At 38.2% G+C, this 23,949-nt stretch carries 20 protein-coding genes, 1 pseudogene and 1 riboswitch; of the genes and pseudogenes, 2 read left to right on the forward strand and 19 right to left on the reverse strand.

What is annotated here, in order from left to right; all coding sequences use genetic code 11:
* Nucleotides 1-151: 151 nt before the first annotated feature.
* The 8 genes from QF028_RS10920 to QF028_RS10955 form a co-directional block, all read right to left on the reverse strand.
* Nucleotides 152-1,780, reverse strand: coding sequence for a PucR family transcriptional regulator (locus QF028_RS10920; RefSeq protein ID WP_429472275.1), 1,629 nt, complete (start codon nt 1,778-1,780; stop codon nt 152-154).
* Between the two features lie 355 nt (nt 1,781-2,135).
* The gene (locus QF028_RS10925; protein WP_429465319.1) at nt 2,136-2,354 is read right to left on the reverse strand and encodes a hypothetical protein; all 219 of its coding nucleotides are present in this window, start codon (nt 2,352-2,354) and stop codon (nt 2,136-2,138) included.
* A gap of 50 nt (nt 2,355-2,404) precedes the next feature.
* The gene (locus tag QF028_RS10930; RefSeq protein ID WP_429465321.1) at nt 2,405-3,877 is read right to left on the reverse strand and encodes an NCS1 family transporter; all 1,473 of its coding nucleotides are present in this window, start codon (nt 3,875-3,877) and stop codon (nt 2,405-2,407) included.
* Nucleotides 3,878-4,031: 154 nt separating this feature from the next.
* On the reverse strand, nt 4,032-5,450 hold the full coding sequence (hydA, locus tag QF028_RS10935; RefSeq protein ID WP_410886398.1) for a dihydropyrimidinase: 1,419 nt from the start codon (nt 5,448-5,450) through the stop codon (nt 4,032-4,034).
* Between the two features lie 21 nt (nt 5,451-5,471).
* The gene (preA, locus tag QF028_RS10940) at nt 5,472-6,758 is read right to left on the reverse strand and encodes an NAD-dependent dihydropyrimidine dehydrogenase subunit PreA (RefSeq protein WP_429465323.1); all 1,287 of its coding nucleotides are present in this window, start codon (nt 6,756-6,758) and stop codon (nt 5,472-5,474) included.
* Nucleotides 6,759-6,790: 32 nt separating this feature from the next.
* The gene (locus tag QF028_RS10945) at nt 6,791-8,146 is read right to left on the reverse strand and encodes an NAD(P)-dependent oxidoreductase (protein ID WP_429472277.1); all 1,356 of its coding nucleotides are present in this window, start codon (nt 8,144-8,146) and stop codon (nt 6,791-6,793) included.
* A 653-nt stretch (nt 8,147-8,799) separates the two neighbouring features.
* Nucleotides 8,800-9,606, reverse strand: a complete 807-nt coding sequence (locus tag QF028_RS10950) for a uroporphyrinogen-III synthase (protein ID WP_429465325.1) — start codon at nt 9,604-9,606, stop codon at nt 8,800-8,802.
* Nucleotides 9,607-9,628: 22 nt separating this feature from the next.
* A complete protein-coding gene (locus QF028_RS10955) occupies nt 9,629-10,306 on the reverse strand; it encodes an NAD-dependent epimerase/dehydratase family protein (protein WP_429465327.1) in 678 nt (225 codons plus the stop codon).
* A 267-nt stretch (nt 10,307-10,573) separates the two neighbouring features.
* Between QF028_RS10955 and QF028_RS10960 the strand changes: the two genes are divergently transcribed.
* Nucleotides 10,574-10,873 (forward strand): hypothetical protein, encoded by a 300-nt coding sequence (locus QF028_RS10960; RefSeq protein ID WP_215004417.1) that lies wholly within the window; start codon nt 10,574-10,576, stop codon nt 10,871-10,873.
* Between the two features lie 117 nt (nt 10,874-10,990).
* On the opposite strand, the gene QF028_RS10965 is transcribed toward QF028_RS10960, so the two are convergent.
* From QF028_RS10965 to QF028_RS10975, 3 genes are all read right to left on the reverse strand, one after another.
* On the reverse strand, nt 10,991-11,764 hold the full coding sequence (locus tag QF028_RS10965) for a cobalamin-binding protein (protein ID WP_429465329.1): 774 nt from the start codon (nt 11,762-11,764) through the stop codon (nt 10,991-10,993).
* An 88-nt stretch (nt 11,765-11,852) separates the two neighbouring features.
* Entirely contained in the window at nt 11,853-12,455 is a 603-nt protein-coding gene (locus QF028_RS10970) for a branched-chain amino acid aminotransferase (protein ID WP_429465331.1), read from the reverse strand.
* Nucleotides 12,456-12,585: 130 nt separating this feature from the next.
* Entirely contained in the window at nt 12,586-14,124 is a 1,539-nt protein-coding gene (locus QF028_RS10975; protein WP_215013224.1) for a DHA2 family efflux MFS transporter permease subunit, read from the reverse strand.
* 81 nt (nt 14,125-14,205) lie between these two features.
* Here QF028_RS10975 and QF028_RS10980 point away from each other — a divergent pair, with 81 nt between their 5' ends.
* Nucleotides 14,206-15,228, forward strand: a complete 1,023-nt coding sequence (locus QF028_RS10980; protein WP_429465333.1) for a TetR/AcrR family transcriptional regulator — start codon at nt 14,206-14,208, stop codon at nt 15,226-15,228.
* On the opposite strand, the gene QF028_RS10985 is transcribed toward QF028_RS10980, so the two are convergent.
* From QF028_RS10985 to QF028_RS11020, 8 genes and pseudogenes are all read right to left on the reverse strand, one after another.
* Entirely contained in the window at nt 15,170-15,655 is a 486-nt protein-coding gene (locus tag QF028_RS10985) for a hypothetical protein (protein ID WP_429465335.1), read from the reverse strand. The genes QF028_RS10980 and QF028_RS10985 overlap by 59 nt on opposite strands.
* Before the next feature lie 141 nt (nt 15,656-15,796).
* Nucleotides 15,797-16,492, reverse strand: a complete 696-nt coding sequence (locus QF028_RS10990; protein WP_429465337.1) for an LrgB family protein — start codon at nt 16,490-16,492, stop codon at nt 15,797-15,799.
* Nucleotides 16,473-16,853 carry a CidA/LrgA family protein gene (locus QF028_RS10995; RefSeq protein WP_429465339.1) on the reverse strand — a complete coding sequence of 127 codons (381 nt, stop codon included), beginning with the start codon at nt 16,851-16,853 and terminating at the stop codon, nt 16,473-16,475. The genes QF028_RS10990 and QF028_RS10995 overlap by 20 nt, the downstream gene beginning before the upstream one ends.
* 250 nt (nt 16,854-17,103) lie before the next feature.
* A complete protein-coding gene (locus QF028_RS11000; RefSeq protein ID WP_429465341.1) occupies nt 17,104-17,583 on the reverse strand; it encodes a PaaI family thioesterase in 480 nt (159 codons plus the stop codon).
* A 278-nt stretch (nt 17,584-17,861) separates the two neighbouring features.
* Nucleotides 17,862-18,314, reverse strand: coding sequence for a flavodoxin domain-containing protein (locus tag QF028_RS11005; protein ID WP_429465343.1), 453 nt, complete (start codon nt 18,312-18,314; stop codon nt 17,862-17,864).
* Nucleotides 18,311-19,357: a ribonucleotide-diphosphate reductase subunit beta gene (locus QF028_RS11010; RefSeq protein WP_215004437.1), complete on the reverse strand. Its 1,047-nt coding sequence runs from the start codon at nt 19,355-19,357 to the stop codon at nt 18,311-18,313. The genes QF028_RS11005 and QF028_RS11010 overlap by 4 nt, the downstream gene beginning before the upstream one ends.
* A 33-nt stretch (nt 19,358-19,390) precedes the next feature.
* Nucleotides 19,391-21,668, reverse strand: a pseudogene (locus QF028_RS11015) (ribonucleoside-diphosphate reductase subunit alpha).
* 145 nt (nt 21,669-21,813) lie between these two features.
* Nucleotides 21,814-22,015, reverse strand: a riboswitch (cobalamin riboswitch).
* Nucleotides 22,016-22,164: 149 nt separating this feature from the next.
* Nucleotides 22,165-23,922, reverse strand: a complete 1,758-nt coding sequence (locus QF028_RS11020) for a bifunctional metallophosphatase/5'-nucleotidase (protein ID WP_429465346.1) — start codon at nt 23,920-23,922, stop codon at nt 22,165-22,167.
* Between the last annotated feature and the right edge of the window lie 27 nt (nt 23,923-23,949).

Consider the following 23,949-nt stretch of genomic DNA (forward strand, 5'->3'; position numbering starts at 1 on the left):
AACCTCCTAATTTTTTTATAAATAGTGTTTTGAATTTTCAACCTTGATAGCCTTATAATCTCATTATCTCGTATCTAAACCATGCTTTCATTAGACAAAATGTTAATTGAGGCGAACCAATTCTTTGACGATTTGAATAGTAATTGGACATTTATTCTGTTTTTCTGAAACTGGTATTGCTTGTATTTTGTTGGGAAGCTGATAAGTAATCTTGGACAAGAAGCATGAATTCGATAGCTACTCGTTTTTCATGATCCATAAAGTCTTCTCCCAGAATGTTTTCAAGCTTTTGCAGGCGATGGTACAGTGTTTGCCTGACAATAAAAAGCTTACTTGCGGCTTCTTGTTTTGATCCATTACATTCTAAATAGACCTTTAATGTCTCTAGCAGCTTGCCATTATATTTTTGATCATATTGAATAACAGGCTGTAAATACTCTGCTGCAATCTCTTTTAGGTTAACGTGTCTACTCATTTGTGAAATAAGACGATATAAATGCAGATCCTCATAAAAATAATAAGTCGCTTTATTGGTCATCTTTTGCTGTATTCGCTGAGTTTCCTTCGCTGTGAGATAACTTCTATGTACTTCATTTAAATTTCCAATAAAACTTCCTACCGCAATCAAGATTTTTGCTGAGCACTGTTTTCTAATAAACTCTGATTCTGTAATGGATTCAATTGCCTTCTTAATCCGTTCCTTTGCATTCTTTTTCGTCCGATTATTCACAAGAATGAATGTAAGCTCATTCCTTTTTTCAACAGGAAACACAGTGAAGCCATTCTGTTCAAATACCGAGCGAAATAATAACTTTAAATAGGTAACATCTTGGATTATTTTTTCTTTTAGAGGAATAAGCTTTGTGATTAAGACCACTGCTTCATTCGTTTTTGTTTTAATCCCGTTCTGTGTAAAATATTCACTAATGCTTTCGAGTGAATGTTCACCCTCAAGCCAGCCGTAAAGCCACTCAAACTCCTCGACGCGCTTTTTTTCTTCGACATACATTTCCCTTAATAAATGCTGGGCCAGTGCTGTTGCGGTACGATCCAAAATCAAAAAATCGTATTCACTTATAGGGATATCCTCTGAATAAATAAATAACTCTGCATATTCTTGACCAAATAAGAATATAGGGGCAGACGCTATATGATCACATGGGTGTAATTCGGTCTCTTCAAGCTGGGTCATTAGTTTTTTTTGTTCTGCTTGACTAATTTCCGGGACAAATTCATAGTCCAGATTCTTTAAGCGGAAAATAATTTGTAAATCCAATGCAGAAAAAATGCATTGAAGAATATCACCATAACTCTCCATCGTTAGAAGTCGTTTATTTAAGCTTTGCGAGTAATGCTCTAAATCTGAAATCTTCTGGTATTGCTGGTTAATAATGATTGAGTGGATGTCTTGAGTAATTTTCACAAACGGAACTTCCTGTGTAAAAATAATAATCGGAAATTGATGTTCATTAGCAATATCTATGACTTCCTCTGGGATGGCTGTCATGTATGTCCCCATTTCAATACATAAACCAGCTGCATTGTTTTCAAGAAATTCCATTACCATCGAAACAAATAAATCGGTATTATCTTTCCAGGCAACACCTGTTGCTAGAATAAGTTCATCTCCATTAAGAAGATTTCGAATACTGGTGACCTCGACGATATGAACCCATTTGACGAATCGATGAATACCGTCTTCCCCAGCAATAACGCGTGCATTTTCAAAATGCTTTCGATTTAAAATATCTGCCACCGTTAATTGAAAATGTTCTTTCATCATTTGGCTCTCCTCGCAAAAGTGAAAACAGAATAATAGGTGAAAAAGGATTGGTCCTGCAACCAATCCTTTCACTATATATCTAGAGTATTATCGGGAAGTATACTTTTATTTTACTAAGCATTGACTCAAATTCATTACGATCTAGAAAGTCTTCAGACTGCCAATTTTCCATGATCCAGGCCACTAATTCTTTAGGAGAGTTGAAGTACTCACCGCTAGAATCAGATTTTCGTATCGTATAACGTCCATTGTCTTCATCTATTGTGACTACACAAGGGTACGCATTATCCTTTGATCTTAAATAGAATTCCAAACTTCCCACCCCCTAATATTATCTTGTAACACTTAGCACTCACGAACTTGTGTGATTCTGCTTCAATAAAAGACTAGTAAAATATTTTCGTGCATTTGCTGTTCCAATCAAAAGTGTTTCAAATACATTTCCTTTGGGATGTAAAAATTCAACAGTAGCCCCATTTAAATGTTCTTTAACCCCATTAATTCGATAGCCTTTCTGAATAAAGTAATCAATTTTGTCTCTTTCATTTAGAAATTGCTGATAATCTGACATCCAATCTCCCCCTTTTAATTTCATAAACTATTTGTTATATCCTGTTTAGCTTAATATAAATCTACATTATTTGGAATTTCTTCCATAACTGTTTCATATGTGTTTTCTTCAATTACCCAATCCCGGCCTACGGAAATACCTAAATATTTCTCGTCGCTCGGATCCACGATTTCTGCCTGAGGATACTTTTGGAACCACCAGTATTTGGCGAGGACATAATACACCCCAGCACCAATGATAAAACCAACTAAAAACCCATAATTCGGAACAAAGTAAGATGCTACTGCCCCAATAATCCAGGCAATAAATCCAGCTAAATTTACTCCGCCCATATATTTAAATTGGCCATGGTTCTCGTATAATTCTGTTACATTTACACGTCTTTTCCGAAGCAGATAATAATCAGCAAACAATATACCGACTATTGCTGCTAGAATACCTCCAACAAAGAGAAGAACTTGAATAATAACATCAAACAACTGCCATGGCTGAACAATAGTCCCGACAATTCCAGCAGTGATGACCCCTGCCCAAAATGGGAACTTCGGACCGCCCACGTTTGAAAAAATGGTTGCTGCTGGCACAACATTTGCTGCCGTATTGGTCGACCACTGGGCTAGGACAATCATTAACAGTAATATAGCAAGGATAAAGCCGCTTGCTGCCTTTTGGAGTGCGACCACTGGATCAGCGTTTAATACGGCAATATAGGAAACCGCACCAATGACAATCATAAATGTTTGTGTAAGTGGCATTGCGACAAGGTTCCCTATTAAAGAAGCTCTATTTCGCTTAAACCAGTTCTTTTCATTTTTTGGTGCCTTGATGAAGCGTGAAATAGTGGGAATATCTGCACTTAATGTCGCCCAAAAACCCATATTACTAAAAATAACAACTAAAAAGGCTGAAAAAGCAGCTCCGCCGGTTACAGGGGACTCGACCCAACTCCAGACCTCTCTGCCTGCAGCTGTTGCCTGATCTGATAATGACACATACATCCATAGTGAAATGATCAGAATAATAGGTGCGGCTAAATCGGCAAATCGCTCAATCGATTTTATACCAAGTGCAGTATTAATCAGTTGAACCGCCGCAAAGATTAGGAAGCAAACAAACCAATTATCAAAGCCAAATAAAATATTTAAGATACCATTCATCGCCGTCGAGCCAAAGTAAGTATTTACGCCGAACCACATCGATGCCGTTATTCCTCGGGTAATAGAAGGGATATGGGTTCCGATTATTCCAAACGGTGCTCTCATATAAACTGGGAAGGACAAGCCATGTTCAATTCCGATATCTGAGATCAATGAAATGAAAAATCCAATCGCAAGACTTCCAATGACCGTTGCTAGAATGACCCATGGTAAAGATAAACTCTTAACCCCTGCTCCACCAATCGCAAAGGTGGCAAGAACGACCACCATTCCCACCCACATAAACGAGTATCCTAATTTGGTGATTGTCCTGTCCTTATGGTGAATCGGTAATAAATCTGGTGATTTTAAGTGGCTTTTTTTCATGTGAACACTCCTTGTTTTCGGTTTGATTTTCTAGAATCCTAGACAATTTCAACAAACGGTCAACATACAATTAATAAGGCAATTGCCCAGCAAATCTGAGCAATTGCAAATAGGAGTAGTTCGATTAGTGTTTAAGTGAAGCTAAGATAATTAGCTAGATAGATAGTGTTTCATTTTGGTTTACTAGTGTATTTTTATTATATTTCTCCCTCTTCAAATATTGGCCAGAACCTGGTTTTCCAACAAATTGCTTGTCGCGAATAACAAATTCCCCACGAGACAACACCGAAACAGGCTCGCCGGTTACCTTCATACCTTCAAACGCATTGTAGTCAACAGCCATATGATGTGTTTCGGCCGAAATCACACGTTCGATATTCGGATCAAAGATAACAAGGTCTGCATCTGCACCGATGGTGATTGTCCCTTTTTTCGGGAATAAGCCAAAAAGCTTTGCGCTGCGGGTTGAGGTAATATCAACAAATTGATTCAGACTAATCCGTCCCTTCTTCACCCCCTCTGAGAATAAAACCGACAAACGATCTTCAATTATTGGACCGCCGTTCGGTATTTTAGTAAAATCATCTCTTCCTAAATCCTTTTGCCCTTTAAAATCAAAGGAACATTGGTCAGAACCAATCGTTTGCAATTGACCACTCTTCAAAGCATTCCAAAGAACATCCTGATTCCACTTCTCTCTTAATGGCGGTGACCAAACATATTTAGCCCCTTCAAAATTAGGCTTTTCTAAATAGCTTTGATCAAGGACTAAATATTGAGGACAGGTTTCTCCCCAGACATCAAAGCCCTTGCTTCGGGCTATCGCTATTTGTTCTACTGCATCTGCACAGGAGACATGGACTACATATAACTGTGAATTGGCAAGTCCCGTGAATTTTGCTGCACGGCCTGTAGCTTCGCCCTCTAATTCCTGTGGTCTGGTTAGTGCGTGATAAATCGGGGCCGTTTTCCCTTCATCAAGGGCTTTTTTCGTTAAGTAATCAATGACATCCCCATTTTCCGCATGGACCATGACCAAGGCTCCGTGTTCTTTTGCAGAGATAAGTGTCTTGAACAATGTTTCATCATCCGCTTGAAATACATTTTTGTAAGCCATAAATACCTTAAAAGAGGTAATTCCTTCTTCAGTAATAACTTGAGGGAGCTCACTGAGAACATTCTCGTTGATTTCTGAGATCATTAAGTGGAAACCATAATCAATAACAGCTTTTTCTCGTGATTTATCATGCCATGTCTGAATCGCATTTTTCAGCGGCTCCCCCTTATTGGTTAAGCAAAAATCAATAACCGTTGTCGTTCCGCCAAAGGCAGCAGCTATGGTCCCTGATTCGAAATCATCCTTTGTCACCGTTCCACCAAATGGCATATCGAGATGGGTGTGTGGATCGATCCCTCCTGGAAAAACAAAACAGCCTTTCGCATCGATTATTTCCGCGCCAATCGCTGATAGATTCGTACCGATTTGTATTATTTTACCATCTTCGATTAAAATTTCTGCTTGGTATGTGTCTGCAGCCGTGACAATGGTCCCGTTTTTGATAATTTTTTTCATCAATTGTTCCCTCCAAATCTTCTACTTGGTTAGATCTGCTTTACATTCTACAACTCCACTTAAGGCAGCCTGTCGTTCATTCCAAGTCATCGGCGGCAATTCTCTTGCTGCTTCGACCATATCAATCGCCCCATCTACAGGACATACAATCGAACATAAATTACAACCGACACAATCCTCTTCCCTCACTTTGAGGAAGCTCTTTCCATTTGCGTCCGTCAACATATCGATACATTGATGCGAGGTATCTTCGCAGGCAATATGGCACTTATTGCAATTGATACAAACCTCGGTATTGATTTTTGCGACGATATTGTAATTTAAATCCAAGTTGCCCCAATCGGAGTATTTAGGGACGGATTTCCCAATGATTTCAGAAACAGAATCAATCCCTTTACTATCTAGATAATTGCTTAATCCTTCAATCATGTCCTCAACAATTCGGAAACCATGGTGCATGGCGGCTGTACAAATTTGAACGCCTGTCGCTCCCATCAACATAAATTCAACGGCATCCCTCCAATTGGAAATGCCGCCAATCCCCGAAATTGGCACATTAATATGCGGATGTCTAGCACATTCAGCGACCATATTTAAGGCAATCGGCTTAACTGCAGGTCCGCAATAGCCGCCGTGTGCTCCCTTCCCGGCCACATGTGGAATGGTATTCCAAGAATCTAGGTCGACGCCCATGAGGCTATTAATCGTATTAATCATACTGATCGCATCAGCACCACCGTTGCAAGCAGCTTCAGCTGTTGCAGTAATATCAGTGATATTTGGTGTTAATTTTACAATAACAGGTGTCTTAGCAACTTCTTTCACCCAAAAAGTCTGACGCTCAACAAGTGCAGGGACCTGGCCCGAAGCCGAACCCATGCCGCGCTCTGCCATCCCGTGGGGACAGCCAAAATTCAACTCAAGTCCATCAACACCGACATCCTCCACACGCTTAACGATTTCATGCCACTTTTCCTGCTTTGGTTCCACCATTAACGAAGCAATGATCGCATGGTTAGGAAATCGCTTTTTGGTTTCATAGATTTCTTTTAAGTTGACATCTAAAGGTCGGTCGGTGATTAGTTCAATATTATTGAAACCGGCCACCCTTTGTCCGTTAAAACTAATTGCAGCAAACCTTGATGATACATTCAAAATAGGATCGCCCAAGGTTTTCCAGACTGCCCCACCCCAACCTGCTTCAAAGGCTTTCTGTACCTGATAGCCAGAGTTGGTAGGCGGTGCTGATGCCAGCCAGAACGGGTTAGGAGATTTAATCCCTGCAAGATTAATACGTAAATCAGCCATCTATTTTTCTCCCCTTTTTATCAAATAAGAAGTTATTTTGCCGTTCCGACAAAAGAATATTGTTTATGAATGGAATAGGCCACATCCTTTCCCTGTTGCGCAGCGGTTACGACCATGGCGTCCCCATTCCCTTTACCAAACACAACATCACCGCATGCAAACACTTTGGGATTGGAGGTTTGGAAGGTTTCTTTATCTACCTTGACAACCCCGCCATCATGGCTTAGATCGAACCCTTCAATTAACTTCAGGTGTCTGGTTTGACCGATTGCTTTTACCACAGCATCGACAGGAAGCACATATTCGGAACCCTCGATTGCTACAGGTCTGCGCCGTCCATCTTTTTCTGGGTCCCCAAGTTTCATTTTGATACACTCTATTCCGGTTACCTTCCCGGTTTCATCACCGATAATCCTTTTTGGTGCTGTTAACCAGCGGAATTCCACACCGTCTTGTTTGGCAAAATCATATTCAAATTCATAGGCCGTCATTTCTTCTTCCGTTCTCCGGTATAAGATTTTGACATTTTCAGCTCCTAACCGAACGGAACAAGTCGCACCATCAATCGCGGTATTCCCAGCACCAATTACGACAACCCGTTTTCCAACAAACTCATCGGATAACTGGCCACTTTTTGTTGCCTTGACAAATTCAATCGCATCAAATACACCCGCTAAGTTTTCGCCTTCAACACCCAGGTTTGGAACATGTGCCATACCTACTGCCAATACTACATAATCAAAATTTTCAGTAATTTCTTCCGCTGAAATATCCTTGCCGACTATTGTGTTCGTTTTAATGGTTACATTCAATTTCTCAACTTGCTCTACTTCCCAGAAGGATATTCTTTGAGGTAAGCGGAAAGAGACAATTCCATACGTATTTAAGCCGCCTGCTTTCTCGGCCCCCTCAAATATAGTAACCTCGTAACCTAATCTTGCCAGTTCCCTTGCCGCCGATAGTCCAGCCGGACCACCGCCGATGACAGCAACTGTTCGTCCATTCGCTTGACCTGGTCGAAAAAGTACTTGTTCATTTGTCATTGCCCAATCCGTAGCATATCTTTGTAGATTGCCTATCATAATTGGCTTGGTTGAATGATTTAGGACGCAAGCTCCTTCACATAGTTCATCCGTTGGACAAACCCTAGAACAGCTTGCACCAACTGGATTTGAGGACATGATTGTTTTAGCAGAACCTAGTAAGTTTCCTGAGGCAATTTTTTTAATAAAGGTTGGAATATCAATACCTGTCGGGCAGGCCTTTATACATGGAGCATCATAGCAATAGAGGCATCGATTGGATTCTTCAACAGCTTCTTGGTTTGTCAGTCCCTGCTCCACCTCAAGAAAGTTCTTTTCAAGATTGGATAAGGATATACGCTGCATTTTTTCATTCGCCAAAGAGAAGCCCTCCTTCTTATATGAATGGTTTATGGCCAATACATATGGAATAAATAAATTATTTAAGTGCTGTTCTTAAAAATGTAAGCGCTTTAATAAACTGATATTACCAAAAAGGGACCAACTCCTTTAGTCAATTATCTATTTGCAGAAAATTCTGCATCTTATTATAATTTTACTGACTGATTTTAGACATTTCACCTAACAATCTGTAAATTAATGCAAGCATTTAATTAATCATTATGTAAAAAGAAAGTAGTTTACTATGAATGCAACCCTAGGGGAGTATTTATGTTGGATAAAAATTGGAAATGATAAGGAATTTTGGATATAGTTATATCAGAGGGCAGATTTCTTGTACACTTTTCTGAATCCTTTTTCAATTTAACACAATAATACCAAAAATATTGTAAAAAGAAATCGAATTGTCAATTAATCTTACAAGCTTTATTTGTTCAATTTCAAATGTCTAATCAGTAAAGTATTACTTACCTAACAATGCATCTTCCATCTAAGGAAAACTGACTTATTATAAAATAATCGTAAAAAACTTCTCGACATTTTCTACGAATGTGGAGGAAATGAACCTCTTTTAATAAAAAAAGTGTACCCTTTTTAGAAGGTACACCCAGCTATGTTTAACTTTGAAAATATTTAGACAACTCGATAACCATTGCTCCCATTCTCTCATTTTCAGGAACAAGGATCCGTTCTACCCCTTGCTCTTTTAATGCTGCTGCGGTTACTTTTCCCACGGCTGCAGCTACTGTTTTTTGTTTGAAGGAATCAATGATGTCTGTCAAGATTTCATGTTCTCTTGCATAGTCAAAAAGCGAGTGAACCTGGGTTGCCGTTGTAAAACATACCGCGTCACATTCACCGGACTGAAGTTCATAGCATAACCTTGCCACCATCTCTTTTTCAGGTGCTATGTGCAGGTATGGGAGTAACTTCTGAACAATAGCACCGCGATCTTCGAGAAATCTTGTTAATACTGGTGCTGTTTCCCCGTGAAGTTGCAACATAACTCTTTTTCCAGAGAGATCTACGGTATCGAGTGATTGAGCTAATCCCTTTGTTGTTCCATCCTCATCGACCACGATTGGTTTAATCTCATATTTCTTTAATGCAGATAGGGTTTTATAGCCTCTAGATGCTATCTGTGCTTCACGAAGGTTCTTTAAAAAGGACTCTTTTAATCCAAGCTTTGTTGCTAATTCCACGAGTGTCTCAAAACCAATCCCCGTTGTGAAGATCACCCAATCGGCACCTTTCTGTACAAATTCGCGTAAATCAGGTTCCACTTCCTTTTCTGCTAGAAATACAGTCCCTTGAAGGGTACGGATTAGAGGAACACCTCCTTGTTTTCCAATTATCGTACTTATTTCTTCTATTTTTCGCGAACCGCAAATGACGACTCGCTTTCCAGTTAAACCCTTTTCCATTGCACTAACCTCTCAAATCGTATTAATTTTTTTCTCTTGCAATTCTTTCAATCTCATGTGAAGGATAAATGTTCACACCACTTTTATCAGTCTGGGCGACGGCTGCCATTGCTGCTGCGACGTTCCTTGCTTCAATCGCTTTATAAGGCCGTAATGCGCCAACCATGAGTAAATTTAAAAAGGCACTTGCTTTTTCCGCAATTCTTTCCCCAAAACGAAACTCTGTCCGCTCTCCTAACAATAGTGATGGCCTGAAAATATGAACAGATGGTATAATTAACTTACGTAGAGCTTCCTCCACTTGTCCCTTCACTTGATTGTAGAAAATCAATGATTTAGAATTTGACCCCATCGCTGTTATTATGAGAAATTTCTCTACACCACTTTTTGATGATATTTTTGCTGCCTCGACCGTATATTCATAGTCTACTTTTCGAAAAGCTTCCTTGCTTTTTGCCTTTTTAATAGTAGTCCCTAAACAACAAAAAACATCTGTTACCTGAAATAATTTCGAGTATGTATCTAGCTTGTCAAAATCAACGACATGCACTTCACAGGAGGGATGATTGCTTTCAATTGGTCTTCGGACTAACATATGGATCTTTTCATAATTTTTTTGTTGAATGAGGATTTTTACTAATTCATTTCCTACTAGTCCGCTAGCACCTAGAACAAGTGCCGTTTTTTTGCTTTTTTTCATATTTAATCCCCTCTACGATCCAACCTTTTATCTCATTAAATCGGTATCATTAAGATTATTACACAATACTCGTGAATAATGAAGAATATTAATCCTTAGTTGTATACTTTTGACTTTGTATCCTACCCTAAAAAGGAAGATACAAAATTCAATAAGGTAAATAAGGAAGATCACGATAAAGTTGTCAATATTATAAATTATTTTTGTTCAATTATTTTTTCCTTGGACATACTGAGGAAGTGAAAATTTTTTTAAGGAGGAACAAGGATGCCTAACGATTTCCAATTTAGTAATTTTATTAATGATGTATCGCTGCAAACGAAAATGGAGAATGTGTGGAGTAATACTTGTGGTTCATGGGAGAATTGTAACCAAGAAACGATTCAATCTTTCCTAGCCCAGTGCCTCGATTATAATATTGACCCACAGTACTGCATGAGTTGGGTTGAACAGCATAAGGAAGAAATACCCAATTGGACTAATGTCTCGGAAACCTCGCTAGGCTGGGTAAACCAGCACACATCAACGGGTTCAGCAATTTCGATTACAGAGCAGGATTTTAGTTGATTCTTAGGGAGGGAGTAAAACCCTCCCTTTTCATTTACGTACAGAGAAAATTTACGATCCCTTTGTAAAATGGAAGTCTGTTTCATTTATCCAAAAATAAAAAAAGTGCTTCTGTGGTCATTTAAATCTATGAATCAAATCTACTAACCTTTCTAATCCATCGAGTAGTCTTGGTGAGGGGCGGCAGTACAGTTCTTCCTCAAGAATGAGAATCTGGTCATCACTTTTAAATCCTAGTTCTTCAAATCCAGTTCTCTTTTTAACAAGGCTTTTTTGAATCTTATCTTTCCTCACTCCTACCCAAGCAAGACAAATAAAATCGGGCTTGCGACTTATTACATCTTCCCACTCCGTTTGGACACTGGCCAATTCAATATCGTGAAAGATGTTCATTGCCCCAGCAGCTTCGGATATCTCCGTGAGCCAATTTATTTTTCCTGGTGTAAAAATCGGCTTCGGCCACCATTCCCAGTACAAACGTGGTCGGTAAATTTGATTAACACTCTGCTGTTTTACTTTTTCAAGCCTGGAACGAAATTGCCGAGCCGCCTCCACTCCCCATTCTTGTTTGCCAAGAATTCCAGCGGTTGTGATTAAATCGGTTTCAATATCAGTTAATGATTGTGGATTTAAAACAAGATGGGGGATATCTCGTTTCTTTAGAGCCTCAATATTTTTTTCCATCCCTGGAACACTTAAAGAAGCAAGGACCATATCAGGCTGCAATTGTTCAACTAGATCCATGTTAATCGATAAATCAGGACCTAACTTTGGTAGATTTTTGATTGAGGCTGGCCAATCGGAAAAGTCATCAACTCCTACTAATAAGTGTGTTAAACCCAGATATTCCATGACTTCAGTATTACTAGGGCACAAGGAAATGACTCGCATGTTCTACCATCTCTCCTCTCGATATAGTTAAAGCAAAGGAATCATAAAACGCATGGATGGAAAATCATCCATGCGCTTTTGGGTATTTCTATTTCCTTTCCCCTTCTACGGCCTCAACCAACTGAAATAAAAAGCGATAAATGAGCTGGAACGCCTCACCTATGGATATTTCTTCGTTAAAACCTTCCACATAGTTTAGGGCAAAATTCAAATTCCATAATCCATCTTCCAAGCTGAACATTAAGTCGAATTTTGCTTCATCCCCATGTAATTGGTTATTTAAATTTTCCTTTAACGCTTTTTCAAATTTCTTTTGCAGTTTTAATCCCAACATTACATCGTATGTCCCAAATACATCATCCGCTTCTAATGAAACAGCCTCAACACCAATTAAATCAAACCAATTGGATTCTAAATAAATAAATTCATTTTTATGCATTTTTAAGTAATCGAGAGGCTGAGTCAAGAATGAAGACGATTCATTCTTTAGCATATTTTCTGTTTCTTTATCACAACGTTCAATGTAGGCGTCTGCAAAGCGCACACTAACATCCTTCTCCGAAAATTGGATATTATTACCCAGCTGATTTTTTTCGAGATACTCTTTTTCTTCTTTAAAAATGGTAATACTATTGCTGTTTGAGTTATTTTGCTGTTCAGATATGTACTGTTTGATTTGGTCTTTTAACATCAGGAATGTCCTCCTATGATTCACTTTTCTATTTTAATATTGAGTGTTTATGTGTAAAAAAGCAAATGTGATAATGTTATTTTGCCAAAAAAAGAGGTGACTATATAAAAGCCACCCCTCTAATTGCTATTTAATTTTCCGCTAATTTCGTTTTTACCTTATGAGAGGTCTGTTTTACCTCACCTGGATCTTCTGCTTGTTTTGCCCGTTTAATAAATAAGGCAAGAACCAAAGCGAGACCAGCGATAAATACACTTACAAAGAAAGCATCATTAATACCTTCTAGCATTGCTTTCATCTGAATATCATGCTGCATTTTTAATTGCATCGCTTCCGTTATTTTTACTGACGGATTAGGTACAACTTTTTTCGCTGCTTCAATTAGTTCAGTTGCATGTGTTTTTGCACGGGTTGTCATCACCGTTACCAACAATGCTGTACCAATCGCACCGGATACCTGCGACATCGTATTGTTCATCGCTGTCCCGTGTGGATAAAAGCGTGCTGGTAACTGGTTTAAGCCATTTGTCGTTATTGGCATATTTACCATCGAAAAACCAAACATACGGATCGTGTATAAAATAATTAAATGAGTATAGGTGGTTTCCAGTGTTAATTTACTAAATAAATAACTTGTTATCACTGTAATAGCTAAACCAATAATAGCTAAAGCACGACCACCGAACTTATCAAAAAGTTTACCTGTAATCGGCATCATAATGGCCATTAGAATTGCCCCTGGCAACAACAATAAACCCGCATCAATCGGGGAAATCCCGCGAACATTTTGGACATAAATTGGTAGAAGAAGCATCCCTGAAAACATCGCCATTGTAACTACCATGGATATAGCAGAAGATAATGCAAACATTGGATATTTATAAATCCGGAAGTTAAGAAGTGGCCGTTCTTGTCTTAATTGACGCAAAATAAATGTTACCAATGAAATGAGCCCAACTGCAAGCGTCCCATAAACTTGCGGACTATCCCATCCTTCTTTACCAGCTGAACTGAATCCATAAAGGATTCCACCGAAACCTACGCTTGATAACACCACAGATAAGAAATCAAGACGAATATCAACCTTACCTTTTTTATCTTTAAGTAAGAAAAAGCCAAGCAATACGACGAGAATCGCGATTGGTGTAACAAAATGGAAGAGCATTCTCCAGTCATAGTGTTCAATAATCCAACCCGATAAAGTCGGTCCAATTGCCGGAGCAAACATTAATACTAACCCGAAAACCCCCATTGCTAATCCACGTTTTTCAACTGGAAAACTGGTTAACATTACATTCATTAACAAGGGCATCATAATCGCTGACCCAGAAGCCTGAATCATCCGACCAGATAATAATAGTGGAAAGGCATGAGCAAAGCCAGCTAATACAGTTCCTAACGTAAATAAAAGCATGGCTGCTAGGAATAATTGCCGTACAGAAAATTTTTGAATTAAAAATGCTGATAATGGGATCAGAATCCCATTTACTAACATAAAACCGGTTATCAACCATTGACCAGTTGATGGGTCAATTTTTAAGTCAGTCATGATTGAAGGTAGTGCTATATTTAATAATGTATTATTTAAGAATGCAATAAAAGCTCCGATTATCAGTATGGCAAGAACGCCATACGGTGGGCCAGCAGTCTTTTTTATGGTTTGATCCATTGAATTTCCCCCTATAATATATGTTCATTTTTTTATACACCTGTTTCACACTTACATAATAATATACGCAGAGTTCAATTTTTGCAATTAAAAAAACCTGCAAAATTATGGGTTTGTAATCATGCTTTAAATAATGTACTATACTTTTATACTGATAGTACAAATGGAAATAAAGGTGATTTTATGAATGACCGAAAGCAGCATGTAGTAAATATGGCTCATCAATTATTCATCGAAAAAGGATTCCAAGCGACATCTATTCAAGATATTTTAGACTATAGCGGGATTTCTAAAGGAACGTTTTATAATTATTTTTCATCTAAAAGCGAATTATTAATCGCGATTTATAAAACAATTTATAAGAGGCTCGAAAAGGATCGAAACGATTTATTAATCGGTCAAAACCCTTCTAGTATTGAGATTTTTATTAAGCAAGTGGAAATGCAAATGATTACTAATCGGAAAAATAAATTAATTACCCTATACGAGGAAGTATTGTCCTCTAATGATGCTGACCTTAAACAATTTGTCCAACGGAGTCGTTTAAATTCACTTCGTTGGTATTACAATCGGTTTATCGACATCTTCGGCGAACAGAAAAAACCATTCCTATTAGATTGTGCAATTATGTTTCAAGGGATATTACAATATAATGTTCAATACAATAGAATGGCCCATGAATCTGGAGAAAAAGTAAGCAGTGTTGTCCGCTACAGCGTCGCGCGATTGGTTAAAATAGTTGATGAGGTTTCTGAATCAGGGGATCAATTAATAGAACCAAATACTTTAGAAAAATGGGTCCCTGGCTGCCAAAAAAACAATCACGAGATAATCACCCAGTTGATGAAAATAGCGGTAACGTTAAAGGCATCGATAACGAAAAGCATTCAGGATGTAGAAGAACAAAACAAATACAATGAACTTCTGGATTTTATTCAAGAAGAAATCATCCATACAAAATCACCAAGAAAGTTTCTTATTCAAAGTGCCCTATTATCCTTAAAGCAAAACCCCGAATCACTTTGGAAAAAAGAACTAGGGCAGCTTAATGAATTGATCGAGGCTTTTTATAGTGTGACAGAGTCGGAAGACACAAACCCCTAATCCAAGGATTAGGGGTTTGTTTTGAGTATGTAAGGCTTTTATTATTTGAAAAGCGTTGCTGAATTTCCCAAATAAAGTAATTCCTTGAATATTGTTTTACCACCACGATTGCATCTTCGCCATGTTTTGTAAATATTAACCCTGTACCCATTTGTTCTTGAAACTTCCACCCTTTTAATTTCATATATTTTTTTACAACATTATAACTGCTATCTTGACTACTTTCGGATAAGTATCTGCTTCGTTTATCTGTTTTTGAGAACAGCTCAAATTCTGAATCGGATAAGTGAAGCTTCATTGCAGAAATAATTAATGGTATTGGATTTCCCTCCTGAAAAAGCGCGGAACCAAATCTGCTGACAACTAGACCAAATCCTATGACCAAAACAATCACTAGGGTAACGGCCATTTTTCTAATCCCCTCCACCCGTTCGCCTCCTTATTTATCTGCTACTATTTAATTTGACGACGGATGGGTATTTTTGGTTTCAGATAGAAATATTTCATTTTCATTAAAATTTTTTTAAGATGTCGGTAATGAACTTATTAATTTGTATTTCGAGTTAGTTTAAGAAAGGGAAAGCTGCAATAATAGGGGTATCATAATAGACATGATCAATGCAGAGGTAATCATCGCTATGCTCCCCATGACCCCTTCTATTTCTCCCCATTCAAATGCACGGTTGGCACCAATTGCCTGGGCTGAGGTTCCTAACGCTAATCCCTTAGCAATTCTGCTTCTAATCCGAGTAATATTTAAAAGAAATGGCCCAACCATTAAAGAAAAAACGGCAGAAATACAAACAAACAAAATCGTTAGTGACGGTATCCCCCCTAATGACTGGGATACTGATAAGGCAATGGGAGCAGTGACCGATTTTGGAATAAGCGACAACATAATTTCCTTATTCATGTGCAAATACTTCGTCAACAAGACAATTGAAATTACACCAGTTAATGTGCCTGGCATAACCGCCCAGAAAATAATTACGAAATTTTTTCTAATAATTCTTACATGTCTATATAAGGGAACAGCGAGGGACACAGTGGCAGTTCCTAATAAAAGTGAAAATATACCTGTTCCTGAAGAATATTGGGCCACTTGTATATGAGAAAGCGTCAATAAACCAATGATGAACACTGTTACAGTATATAACGGATTTAACCATGACTTGTTATAAGTTTTAAACACCTTATTTCCTACTGCATAACTCATAACAGTAATGCTGGTACATAACAATATATTAGAAATCATTGTTCCCATTTTGTTTACTCCTTTTTCTTTTAGTTTCTAAATACTCAGCAATAAAAGCTGTAACAAGTAGGACAACCAGGCTGCTTGCTGCTAGGATGATTGCTAATTTTATTCCTTCTACTCTAAAAATCCCTGCAAAATGCCAAACACCAACGATAAATGGAATAAAAAGAAGAGTTATATGTTTGATATGCAGCTGGGCGGCTGCTTCGACCCATTTGAGCTTACAAACACCTGACATTAATGCAATGAATAGGAGCGCCATACCAATAATACTTCCTGGGACAGGAAGATCAAGCCAAGTAACGAGCCTTGTTCCAGTCAAATATATTACTAGGATTGTGAGAAACTGAGCAATTGTACGAACCATTCGGCTCCCCCCTCTGTTTTAAGATTAATTACCCTTTTTTTTAACAAATCGGGTCACAATTTATTACTCTAAAGTCAGTATTGCATACCTTTTTGTGTTTTTCTGTAAATGTGGAATGGTATCTAACATAAATTTTTTAAATTTGATTTAATACATGGTAGAATAACTTACTTTTATTTCGAGTTACCTTCATAAAGCAAAAAAAGCCGATTCCTAATAGTAGGACCGGCTAAAACTGAATATTAAATACCTATTTAAGAAAGGATTTAGGCATGACAACTGCGACGACCTCTCCACGAGCACAGAGAATATCATTCGCATAAACTTCTGTCTCAACCTTAAACTTTTTAGGGTGTATTTCATGTACAGTTCCGATTGCTTTTAATGGTATACCATGTGGAGTGGGCTTGAGAAAGTTCACATTTAAGGAAGCCGTTACGAATCTTGGGGGCTCCGATCCATCACCAGTTTCATGTCCATTTTTTCGATGAAGCGCCAATGCAGCAGACCCTGTTCCATGACAATCTATTAACGAGGCAACAATGCCGCCATAAACAAAACCTGGAAGTGCTAAATGCTCTGCTTCTGGTGTGAATATAGTTACTGTTTGTTCACCCTGCCAGCCCGTTCGAAAATGATGTCCCCCTTCGTTCAATCGACCACAGCCATAACACCAGGCAAAATCATCTGGATACTCATCTTGTATTGCTTTAACAACCTTTTCGTTCATTTGTCTTTCCCCCTATACTCAGAAAACGCTTTCAATCTCTAACAGTTAAATAATACCATCCCAAAAAATAACCAGTCAATCAATAGATGAAATATTTAGAGCTTTGGAGTATTTCGTATCTTTAATTGAGGAATTGGAACGGTCTTATTAATAATATAGGAAAGAAAAACCCTTGTACTACAAGGGTTTTCTTCTGAATTTTTCGGAAATAATCACATTTAGACTCTATTTGGAGCAAAAAAACCGAATTTGACTACTAATTCCAAACTTCCCTGCAATTACCCTATACCTTGCTTCCGGCTTAATTGATCCAAAAAGATAGTCACGAATCTACTACACCGATCAATATCCTTCATTTGGAGGCTAACCTCGATTTTTAGGGTGGCAATTAAATTTGTGTGTACGTAAAGCATATCCTTAAATTCATCAACAGCTCCACAAAACTTCGGGTAACCACTATCCCCTGTGCCGATTACACCTGCAAGTACCTTTTTTACGTCCTGAGTTTCGAATGCACGATATAGCTCCATCATTTCTTGAGGAATTTCGCCATTTCCCCAAGTATAGGTTCCGATCACAATAGCCGCAAACTGGGATAAATCCCTAACTCGAAATTGCTCGATCCGAAAGAGAGAAGCCATTACATTCTTCTTTAAAAATAAATGAAAAATTCGTTGAGCTAATTCTTCAGTATTTCCTGTTTTAGAAGAATATACGATGGCAATTTTCATAATTCATCGAAACCGTTTGATTGTGTTACCTTTGCATAGCTTCTTGACTTCTGTTCAAAAAAATCGGATTTTGTTCCATTCATCATTTCATCACTGAAAACATGGATCCAAGGCATAGGGTTTACCCTTTCTTTATATAAGTTCTGTAAACCTAGCTGTCTAAGCCGCTTATTTGCAAGATATTCGGTGTATCTTTCGTACTCGCTCAATTCAATACCATCTATATCCTTCAAAATCATATGTGCCCACTCTTTTTCAAGTTGGACAGCTTGTCCAACCACTTTATACACATAATCAATGTTAGCCTCAGTATGTAAATCCGGATTTTCTGTTAAAAGAATTCGCAGAAACTGTGCCATAAAATAAGCATGCTGCATTTCATCCCGTTGTATATAGCTAATCATTGTACTAGTTTTAAGCATTTTTTGCTGGCGGGCAAGATGATAGAAAAAAGCAAAGCCAGCATAAAAATAAATACCCTCTAGATTAATAGAATTCACACCTAGTTGAAATAAATTTTGTGGTGTAGGATTCTCACGGAAACTTTCATATGCATCTAATATCAGTTGGTTTCTTTTTTGAACGATTGGATCATTTTTGGCTTGATTGAACCAATCCTTTTGTTCATTTAAAGGTACAAGAGAACTTAATATATAGGAATACGATTCATTATGCACCGCTTCCTGCTGGGCGATGACAGCAAATATTGCTTTAAAGCTAGAATCTGTCACATAATCCATTACTTGACACATTGTTGGTGTTTGCAGGCTGTCTAAAGAAGCAAGTTGTGTATTTATTCGTAAAAAGACATCTTTCTCCGTTGAACTGAGAAAGTCCCACTGTTTTATATCATCTTGCATATTAATCTCTTGAGCTTTCCAAAAGTTTGACAATAAAGTCTGATATAAATCGTATATCTGTGGATAAGCAATATCATTCCAGTTGAGCAAGCCTGATGATTTTCCATTAATAATACCAGTTGATTTATTGGGAAACTCGGGGTTTAACAGTTTTATTCTTGATAGCGGTAAATGAATACCCATAAAATAATCTTCTCCAATCTATTCTAAAAGATGTTAGCTATGGCAAGCATCACATTCGTCAATTTCTGTTTGAGATGTGCTTCTAACATAGTACGTTGTCTTTAGTCCTTGCTTCCAAGCTTCCATATGCAGGTTGAGCAAGTCCTTTGCTTTTATATCGTGCCTAACGTATAAATTAAAGCTAATGCCCTGATCAATATGGCGCCCACGTGCCGCATTCTGTTTAATACTCCACACTTGATCTAATTCATGTCTTGATCGGCGATAATAGTCATATGTGATATGGTTTAAATCCGGTGCAGTAACTTTAAATTTAAAATTCTTCTTTTCCTCTGCATATTCAACAGAATAGATAGGATCGATTCCGTCAGTGGAACCTCCAATTTTCGCTGTGGATGAATTGGGAGCGATAGCCATTAACCAGCCGTTCCGAATGCCATGATTAACGACATCCCTTTTTAGTGCGATCCATCTCTTCGATTGGTAATTTTTCCGTTCAAAATAACTTCCTGAATGCCATTCTGAATCCTTAAATAGACTATAAGACCCTTTCTCCTTTGCTAGTTCCATTGATGAACGGATCGTATAAAATGCAATGTCCTCATACAGATGATCTGCATAATTTACCGCTGCTTCAGACTCCCAGTAAATCCCTTTAAGAGCTAGTAGGTGGTGCCATCCAAATGTACCAAGACCCACGGCTCTGTACTTTTTATTTGTAAGTTGAGCCTGTCCAACAGAGATTGTATTTAAATCTATCACGTTATCGAGCATTCGTACTTGGATCCTAATTAAACGCTCTAAAACATCTGCAGGGACTGCTTTTGCCAGATTAATAGACGATAAATTACAAACAACGAAATCACCAGGTTTCCGAATTATCACGATATTGCCCTCTTCATTCTGGTATTCGTTTACAATCGTCGTTGCGGACATATTTTGAGCAATTTCTGTACATAAATTACTGCAGTAAATAGAAGTTCGGCCCTTACCCAATATATGCTTATTCGGGATTTTGCCTGTTTACTTCATCACGATAGAACATGTATGGTGTTCCTGTTTCTAATTGAGCAACCATGATTCGTGTCATAATATCCATGGCACGATATGTTTTACGAGGAAGAAGCGGGTTACCTGCGGCCTCTTCATATTTCTCGGTAAAGAATTTAACATCCGTTTCATCATAAAAATCCTCAAGTCCGAGAAGGTTCCCTTTTTCATCCTTCCAGCCCATAAATTGTTTTACTTGATGGGGACAAAATGTATGCCACTGCCCAATACTTCTTCCATCCTCATCTTTCTCTTCTAATTTTTTCATAAATAGGTCTGGTATGGTGACACCCGTAAAAATGTCATGGGCCTTACGGCGTTCATCCCCATTATTGGTTTTTAAATCGAGAAAACCGTTCATGATATCTTTATGAAATAAATCTAGATAAACCGCAATGGCACCTTGACGTTGACCTAACTGATCAACACTGACAGCTGTATTATTTAACAATTTAATCCATGGCACAATTCCGGAAGAGTTTCCTTTGAATTTCTTAATATCGGAACCAAGGGCACGAACTTTACCATAATAAATCCCTATACCTCCGCCATCCTTGCTTAGCCGAGCAATATCCCAATTATTTAAATAGATGCTATCAAGGGAATCATCTACTGTATCAATAAAGCAGGAGGAAAGCTGACCAAAGCTTTTGCCTGCATTCGCTAAAGTGGGGGTAGCAACCGTCATATATAAATTACTAAGTGCCCAATACGCTTCCTTTACAAGTTGTAAGCGGATGGACTCCTTTTCATCCTTCATAATCGTCATGGCAATAATCATGAACCGCTCCTGCGGGAGTTCATATACATTTCTATTATGATCTTGAGCAAGATAGCGATCCGCCAGTAAAAATAACCCTATGTAATTAAATAATAAATCTTTATCTGGAATTATCTCTTTTGCTAGTTGTTCGATTTCATCTTTACTATATAAGCTAAGTAAATTATGAGAATATATCCCGGTATCAGTCAATTCTTTTATTAATCTATAAAAATCTCCATATTTTAAAGAACGATTATATCCTCGATTTTTTGCTGACTTTCCATATAATTCATTTAGATATAAACGGGCAGCGACAAATGTCCAATTTGGTTGGTCTATTGCAATTTGATTCACAGCATATAATAAAGCTTGGTGATTAGCTTCCCCCTCTGTTTCATCCAGTTTACTAATTTGCTCTTTAAGCTCCGTAGTATCTATCTGATATTTTTCTGAAACTTGATTAATAGATTCTAATACGTAATTAAGTTCTGTTTGAATCTCCTTAGTTATCAATCCATTTCCCCCTATAATAAAAAAATCCGCTCAACGGTAATTGAGCGGATGAAACGATACACTACAAAAGGAATAAAAAAATCCAATGCCTCCTGTCGCCACCGTTCATCTTCTCAATCCCCGAAGAAGTTGAAACATCTTAAGAAAGATAGGTCTCCTGACTCATGCTTCTTCCTACTTTGAACCCTTCCCATATAAGTACCTAATAGATTAGACACTTCTTATACAGTGGTTTGCTCATTTCGTCAGCATTTACAGTTGCGGGGGCAGTTCTGGATTTACACCAGATTCCCTATTAAGCCACAATGGCATCGTCTCTTAAGGCTAACACAATATATAGTTTGATTATTATTTATTGAAACAATATATAGTAAATCAATTAATTTAAATAATAGTATAGTCACCAAAATAATTCAAGTCTATTATTAAATAAAAATGAAACCTATCTGGGCTGACACCTTTTTTTAAAACACCAAGGATGTCACTGAACCCTTTGTATTCTATTTTGAATGCCATAAGTGAACAGTTTTGGCTGGGCTTTACTGAAGTTAACTAATGCATCAAGGTCAACAGGTCCGACTTCTTTATTTTTAGCTTGTGTAAATACAGTAAATCCATCTCCGCCACCAGAAAGAAAAATATTCGCTGTCACAGAATAGGATTTATTAGGATCCATTTCCGTGCCATCTGGAAGCTTGGTGCTCACTACCCTTTGCGCTGCTGGTTTATTTGGATCCCAAGTATAGCTTATGCCAGAAATCTGCAACATGTTCGTTTTTGTTGCTCCCCACTGCTGGTTGAGCAATTCTCGGATTTGCTGTCCCGTCATCGACATTTTGACAAGGTCATTATTAAAGGGCTGTACCGTGTAAATTTCTCCCCAGGTGATATCGCCAGGATCAATATCGGCTCGAATGCCGCCAGGATTCATAAAGGCAAATTCGGTATTCAACGCTTTCCTTTGTGCATCCGCAATGAAATCGCCAAGCACTGACTCACCATTTTCATTTTGCTTGGCCGTCAGACTTTCAGATGAAGAGCCAACAACTTGATTAACTATCGGTTCTATTTTTGTTTCATATCCTTCTATCATTTTCTTTATTTCGGGATCGGGCTCGATTCCTTCTTGAAAGGTAGTTACAATCTCAGCTCTTTTTGAGACAATATCCTTTGTTTTAGGATCTATCTCAAGATCAATATCAGAGAAGGCAGTTCCATAGGAATAGGATTGAACAACTAGTTTATTGTCAATCGTTGCGTTCATATAGGCATGATTATGGCCGCCGAAAATGATATCCACTTCATCGTCGACCCGGTTTGCGATATCGACAAGCTGCCCTGCTGGATTTTCTCCGTTTGGACCTGAAGTGCCTGGGTTATGGGCTAAAACGACAATCGCTTTTACCCCTTGTTTTTTCAATTCCGCTACATTCTGATTAATTGCTTCTACTTCATCCGTGAATTTTAATCCTGCCACACCGCTAGGGACAACAAGCGTTGGAGTCTCAGTAGTTACTACACCGATAAAACCAATGGGCATCCCATTTACTTTGATCACTTTATAAGGAGGCAGAATCGTTTTTCCTGTTTTCTCATTGACCACATTAGCAACAATCCAGAGGAAGTTTGAACCTGCAAAATTGCCTGTTTTCGGATGTGTTCCCCCTTTTATGAGGCGCATCAGTTCTGTTAAGCCTTCATCAAATTCATGATTACCAACAGTACCGATGTCAAAACCCAGTTTGTTCAAGATCTCGATTGTTGGTTCATCCTGTAAAAGGGCCGAAATTGGAGGGCTGGCCCCAACCATGTCTCCATCTTCAACCAATAGCGTATTTTTATTTTCTGCTTCACGCTGTTTTAAATAGGCTGCTAAATAATCGACCCGACCGGCCGGTTTCCCGTTTACTTTCCGAGTCACATTTAATTGGCCATGCAAGTCATTTATCCCTAATAGTTGGACCTGAATGAAACGATTATTTGCGGCCGGTGGCTTTCCCTTTTTGGGATTGACCGTTTCTGGACGGTTGGATTTATGTCCATGATATTCTTCAGATAACCCTTGATCTTTTCCTATAGTTGGTTTCTGTCTGCTAACCTCTACAACTTGAGGCTTAGTAACAGTTTGAAATTGATTATCCATATCCCTTAGGGCACGAGCTGAAGCACTTTGATATCCCGTTATCGCCACCAGTGCTAGGATCGATAAGGAAAGAAACGTTTTTTGAAACAATTTCATACTATTCCTCCTACAATTTTCTAAAAG

The sequence above is a fragment of the Neobacillus sp. B4I6 genome (genome assembly GCF_050434045.1).
Taxonomy (GTDB): Bacteria; Bacillota; Bacilli; order Bacillales; family Cytobacillaceae; genus Neobacillus.

What these genes read in the sequence shown, in the direction of transcription:
- QF028_RS10925 (WP_429465319.1), bottom strand. Translation starts at nt 2,354, where the DNA reads ATGTCAGATTATCAGCAATTTCTAAATGAAAGAGACAAAATTGATTAC.
- QF028_RS10950 (WP_429465325.1), bottom strand. Translation starts at nt 9,606, where the DNA reads ATGGAAAAGGGTTTAACTGGAAAGCGAGTCGTCATTTGCGGTTCGCGA.
- QF028_RS11010 (WP_215004437.1), bottom strand. Translation starts at nt 19,357, where the DNA reads ATGGGTATTCATTTACCGCTATCAAGAATAAAACTGTTAAACCCCGAG.
- QF028_RS10920 (WP_429472275.1), bottom strand. Translation starts at nt 1,780, where the DNA reads ATGAAAGAACATTTTCAATTAACGGTGGCAGATATTTTAAATCGAAAG.
- preA (WP_429465323.1), bottom strand. Translation starts at nt 6,758, where the DNA reads ATGGCTGATTTACGTATTAATCTTGCAGGGATTAAATCTCCTAACCCG.
- QF028_RS11000 (WP_429465341.1), bottom strand. Translation starts at nt 17,583, where the DNA reads ATGAACGAAAAGGTTGTTAAAGCAATACAAGATGAGTATCCAGATGAT.
- QF028_RS10990 (WP_429465337.1), bottom strand. Translation starts at nt 16,492, where the DNA reads ATGGGAACAATGATTTCTAATATATTGTTATGTACCAGCATTACTGTT.
- QF028_RS10975 (WP_215013224.1), bottom strand. Translation starts at nt 14,124, where the DNA reads ATGGATCAAACCATAAAAAAGACTGCTGGCCCACCGTATGGCGTTCTT.
- QF028_RS10945 (WP_429472277.1), bottom strand. Translation starts at nt 8,146, where the DNA reads ATGCAGCGTATATCCTTATCCAATCTTGAAAAGAACTTTCTTGAGGTG.
- QF028_RS10955 (WP_429465327.1), bottom strand. Translation starts at nt 10,306, where the DNA reads ATGAAAAAAAGCAAAAAAACGGCACTTGTTCTAGGTGCTAGCGGACTA.
- QF028_RS10970 (WP_429465331.1), bottom strand. Translation starts at nt 12,455, where the DNA reads ATGTTAAAAGACCAAATCAAACAGTACATATCTGAACAGCAAAATAAC.
- QF028_RS10995 (WP_429465339.1), bottom strand. Translation starts at nt 16,853, where the DNA reads ATGGTTCGTACAATTGCTCAGTTTCTCACAATCCTAGTAATATATTTG.
- QF028_RS10960 (WP_215004417.1), top strand. Translation starts at nt 10,574, where the DNA reads ATGCCTAACGATTTCCAATTTAGTAATTTTATTAATGATGTATCGCTG.
- QF028_RS10965 (WP_429465329.1), bottom strand. Translation starts at nt 11,764, where the DNA reads ATGCGAGTCATTTCCTTGTGCCCTAGTAATACTGAAGTCATGGAATAT.
- QF028_RS11020 (WP_429465346.1), bottom strand. Translation starts at nt 23,922, where the DNA reads ATGAAATTGTTTCAAAAAACGTTTCTTTCCTTATCGATCCTAGCACTG.
- hydA (WP_410886398.1), bottom strand. Translation starts at nt 5,450, where the DNA reads ATGAAAAAAATTATCAAAAACGGGACCATTGTCACGGCTGCAGACACA.
- QF028_RS11005 (WP_429465343.1), bottom strand. Translation starts at nt 18,314, where the DNA reads ATGAAAATTGCCATCGTATATTCTTCTAAAACAGGAAATACTGAAGAA.
- QF028_RS10930 (WP_429465321.1), bottom strand. Translation starts at nt 3,877, where the DNA reads ATGAAAAAAAGCCACTTAAAATCACCAGATTTATTACCGATTCACCAT.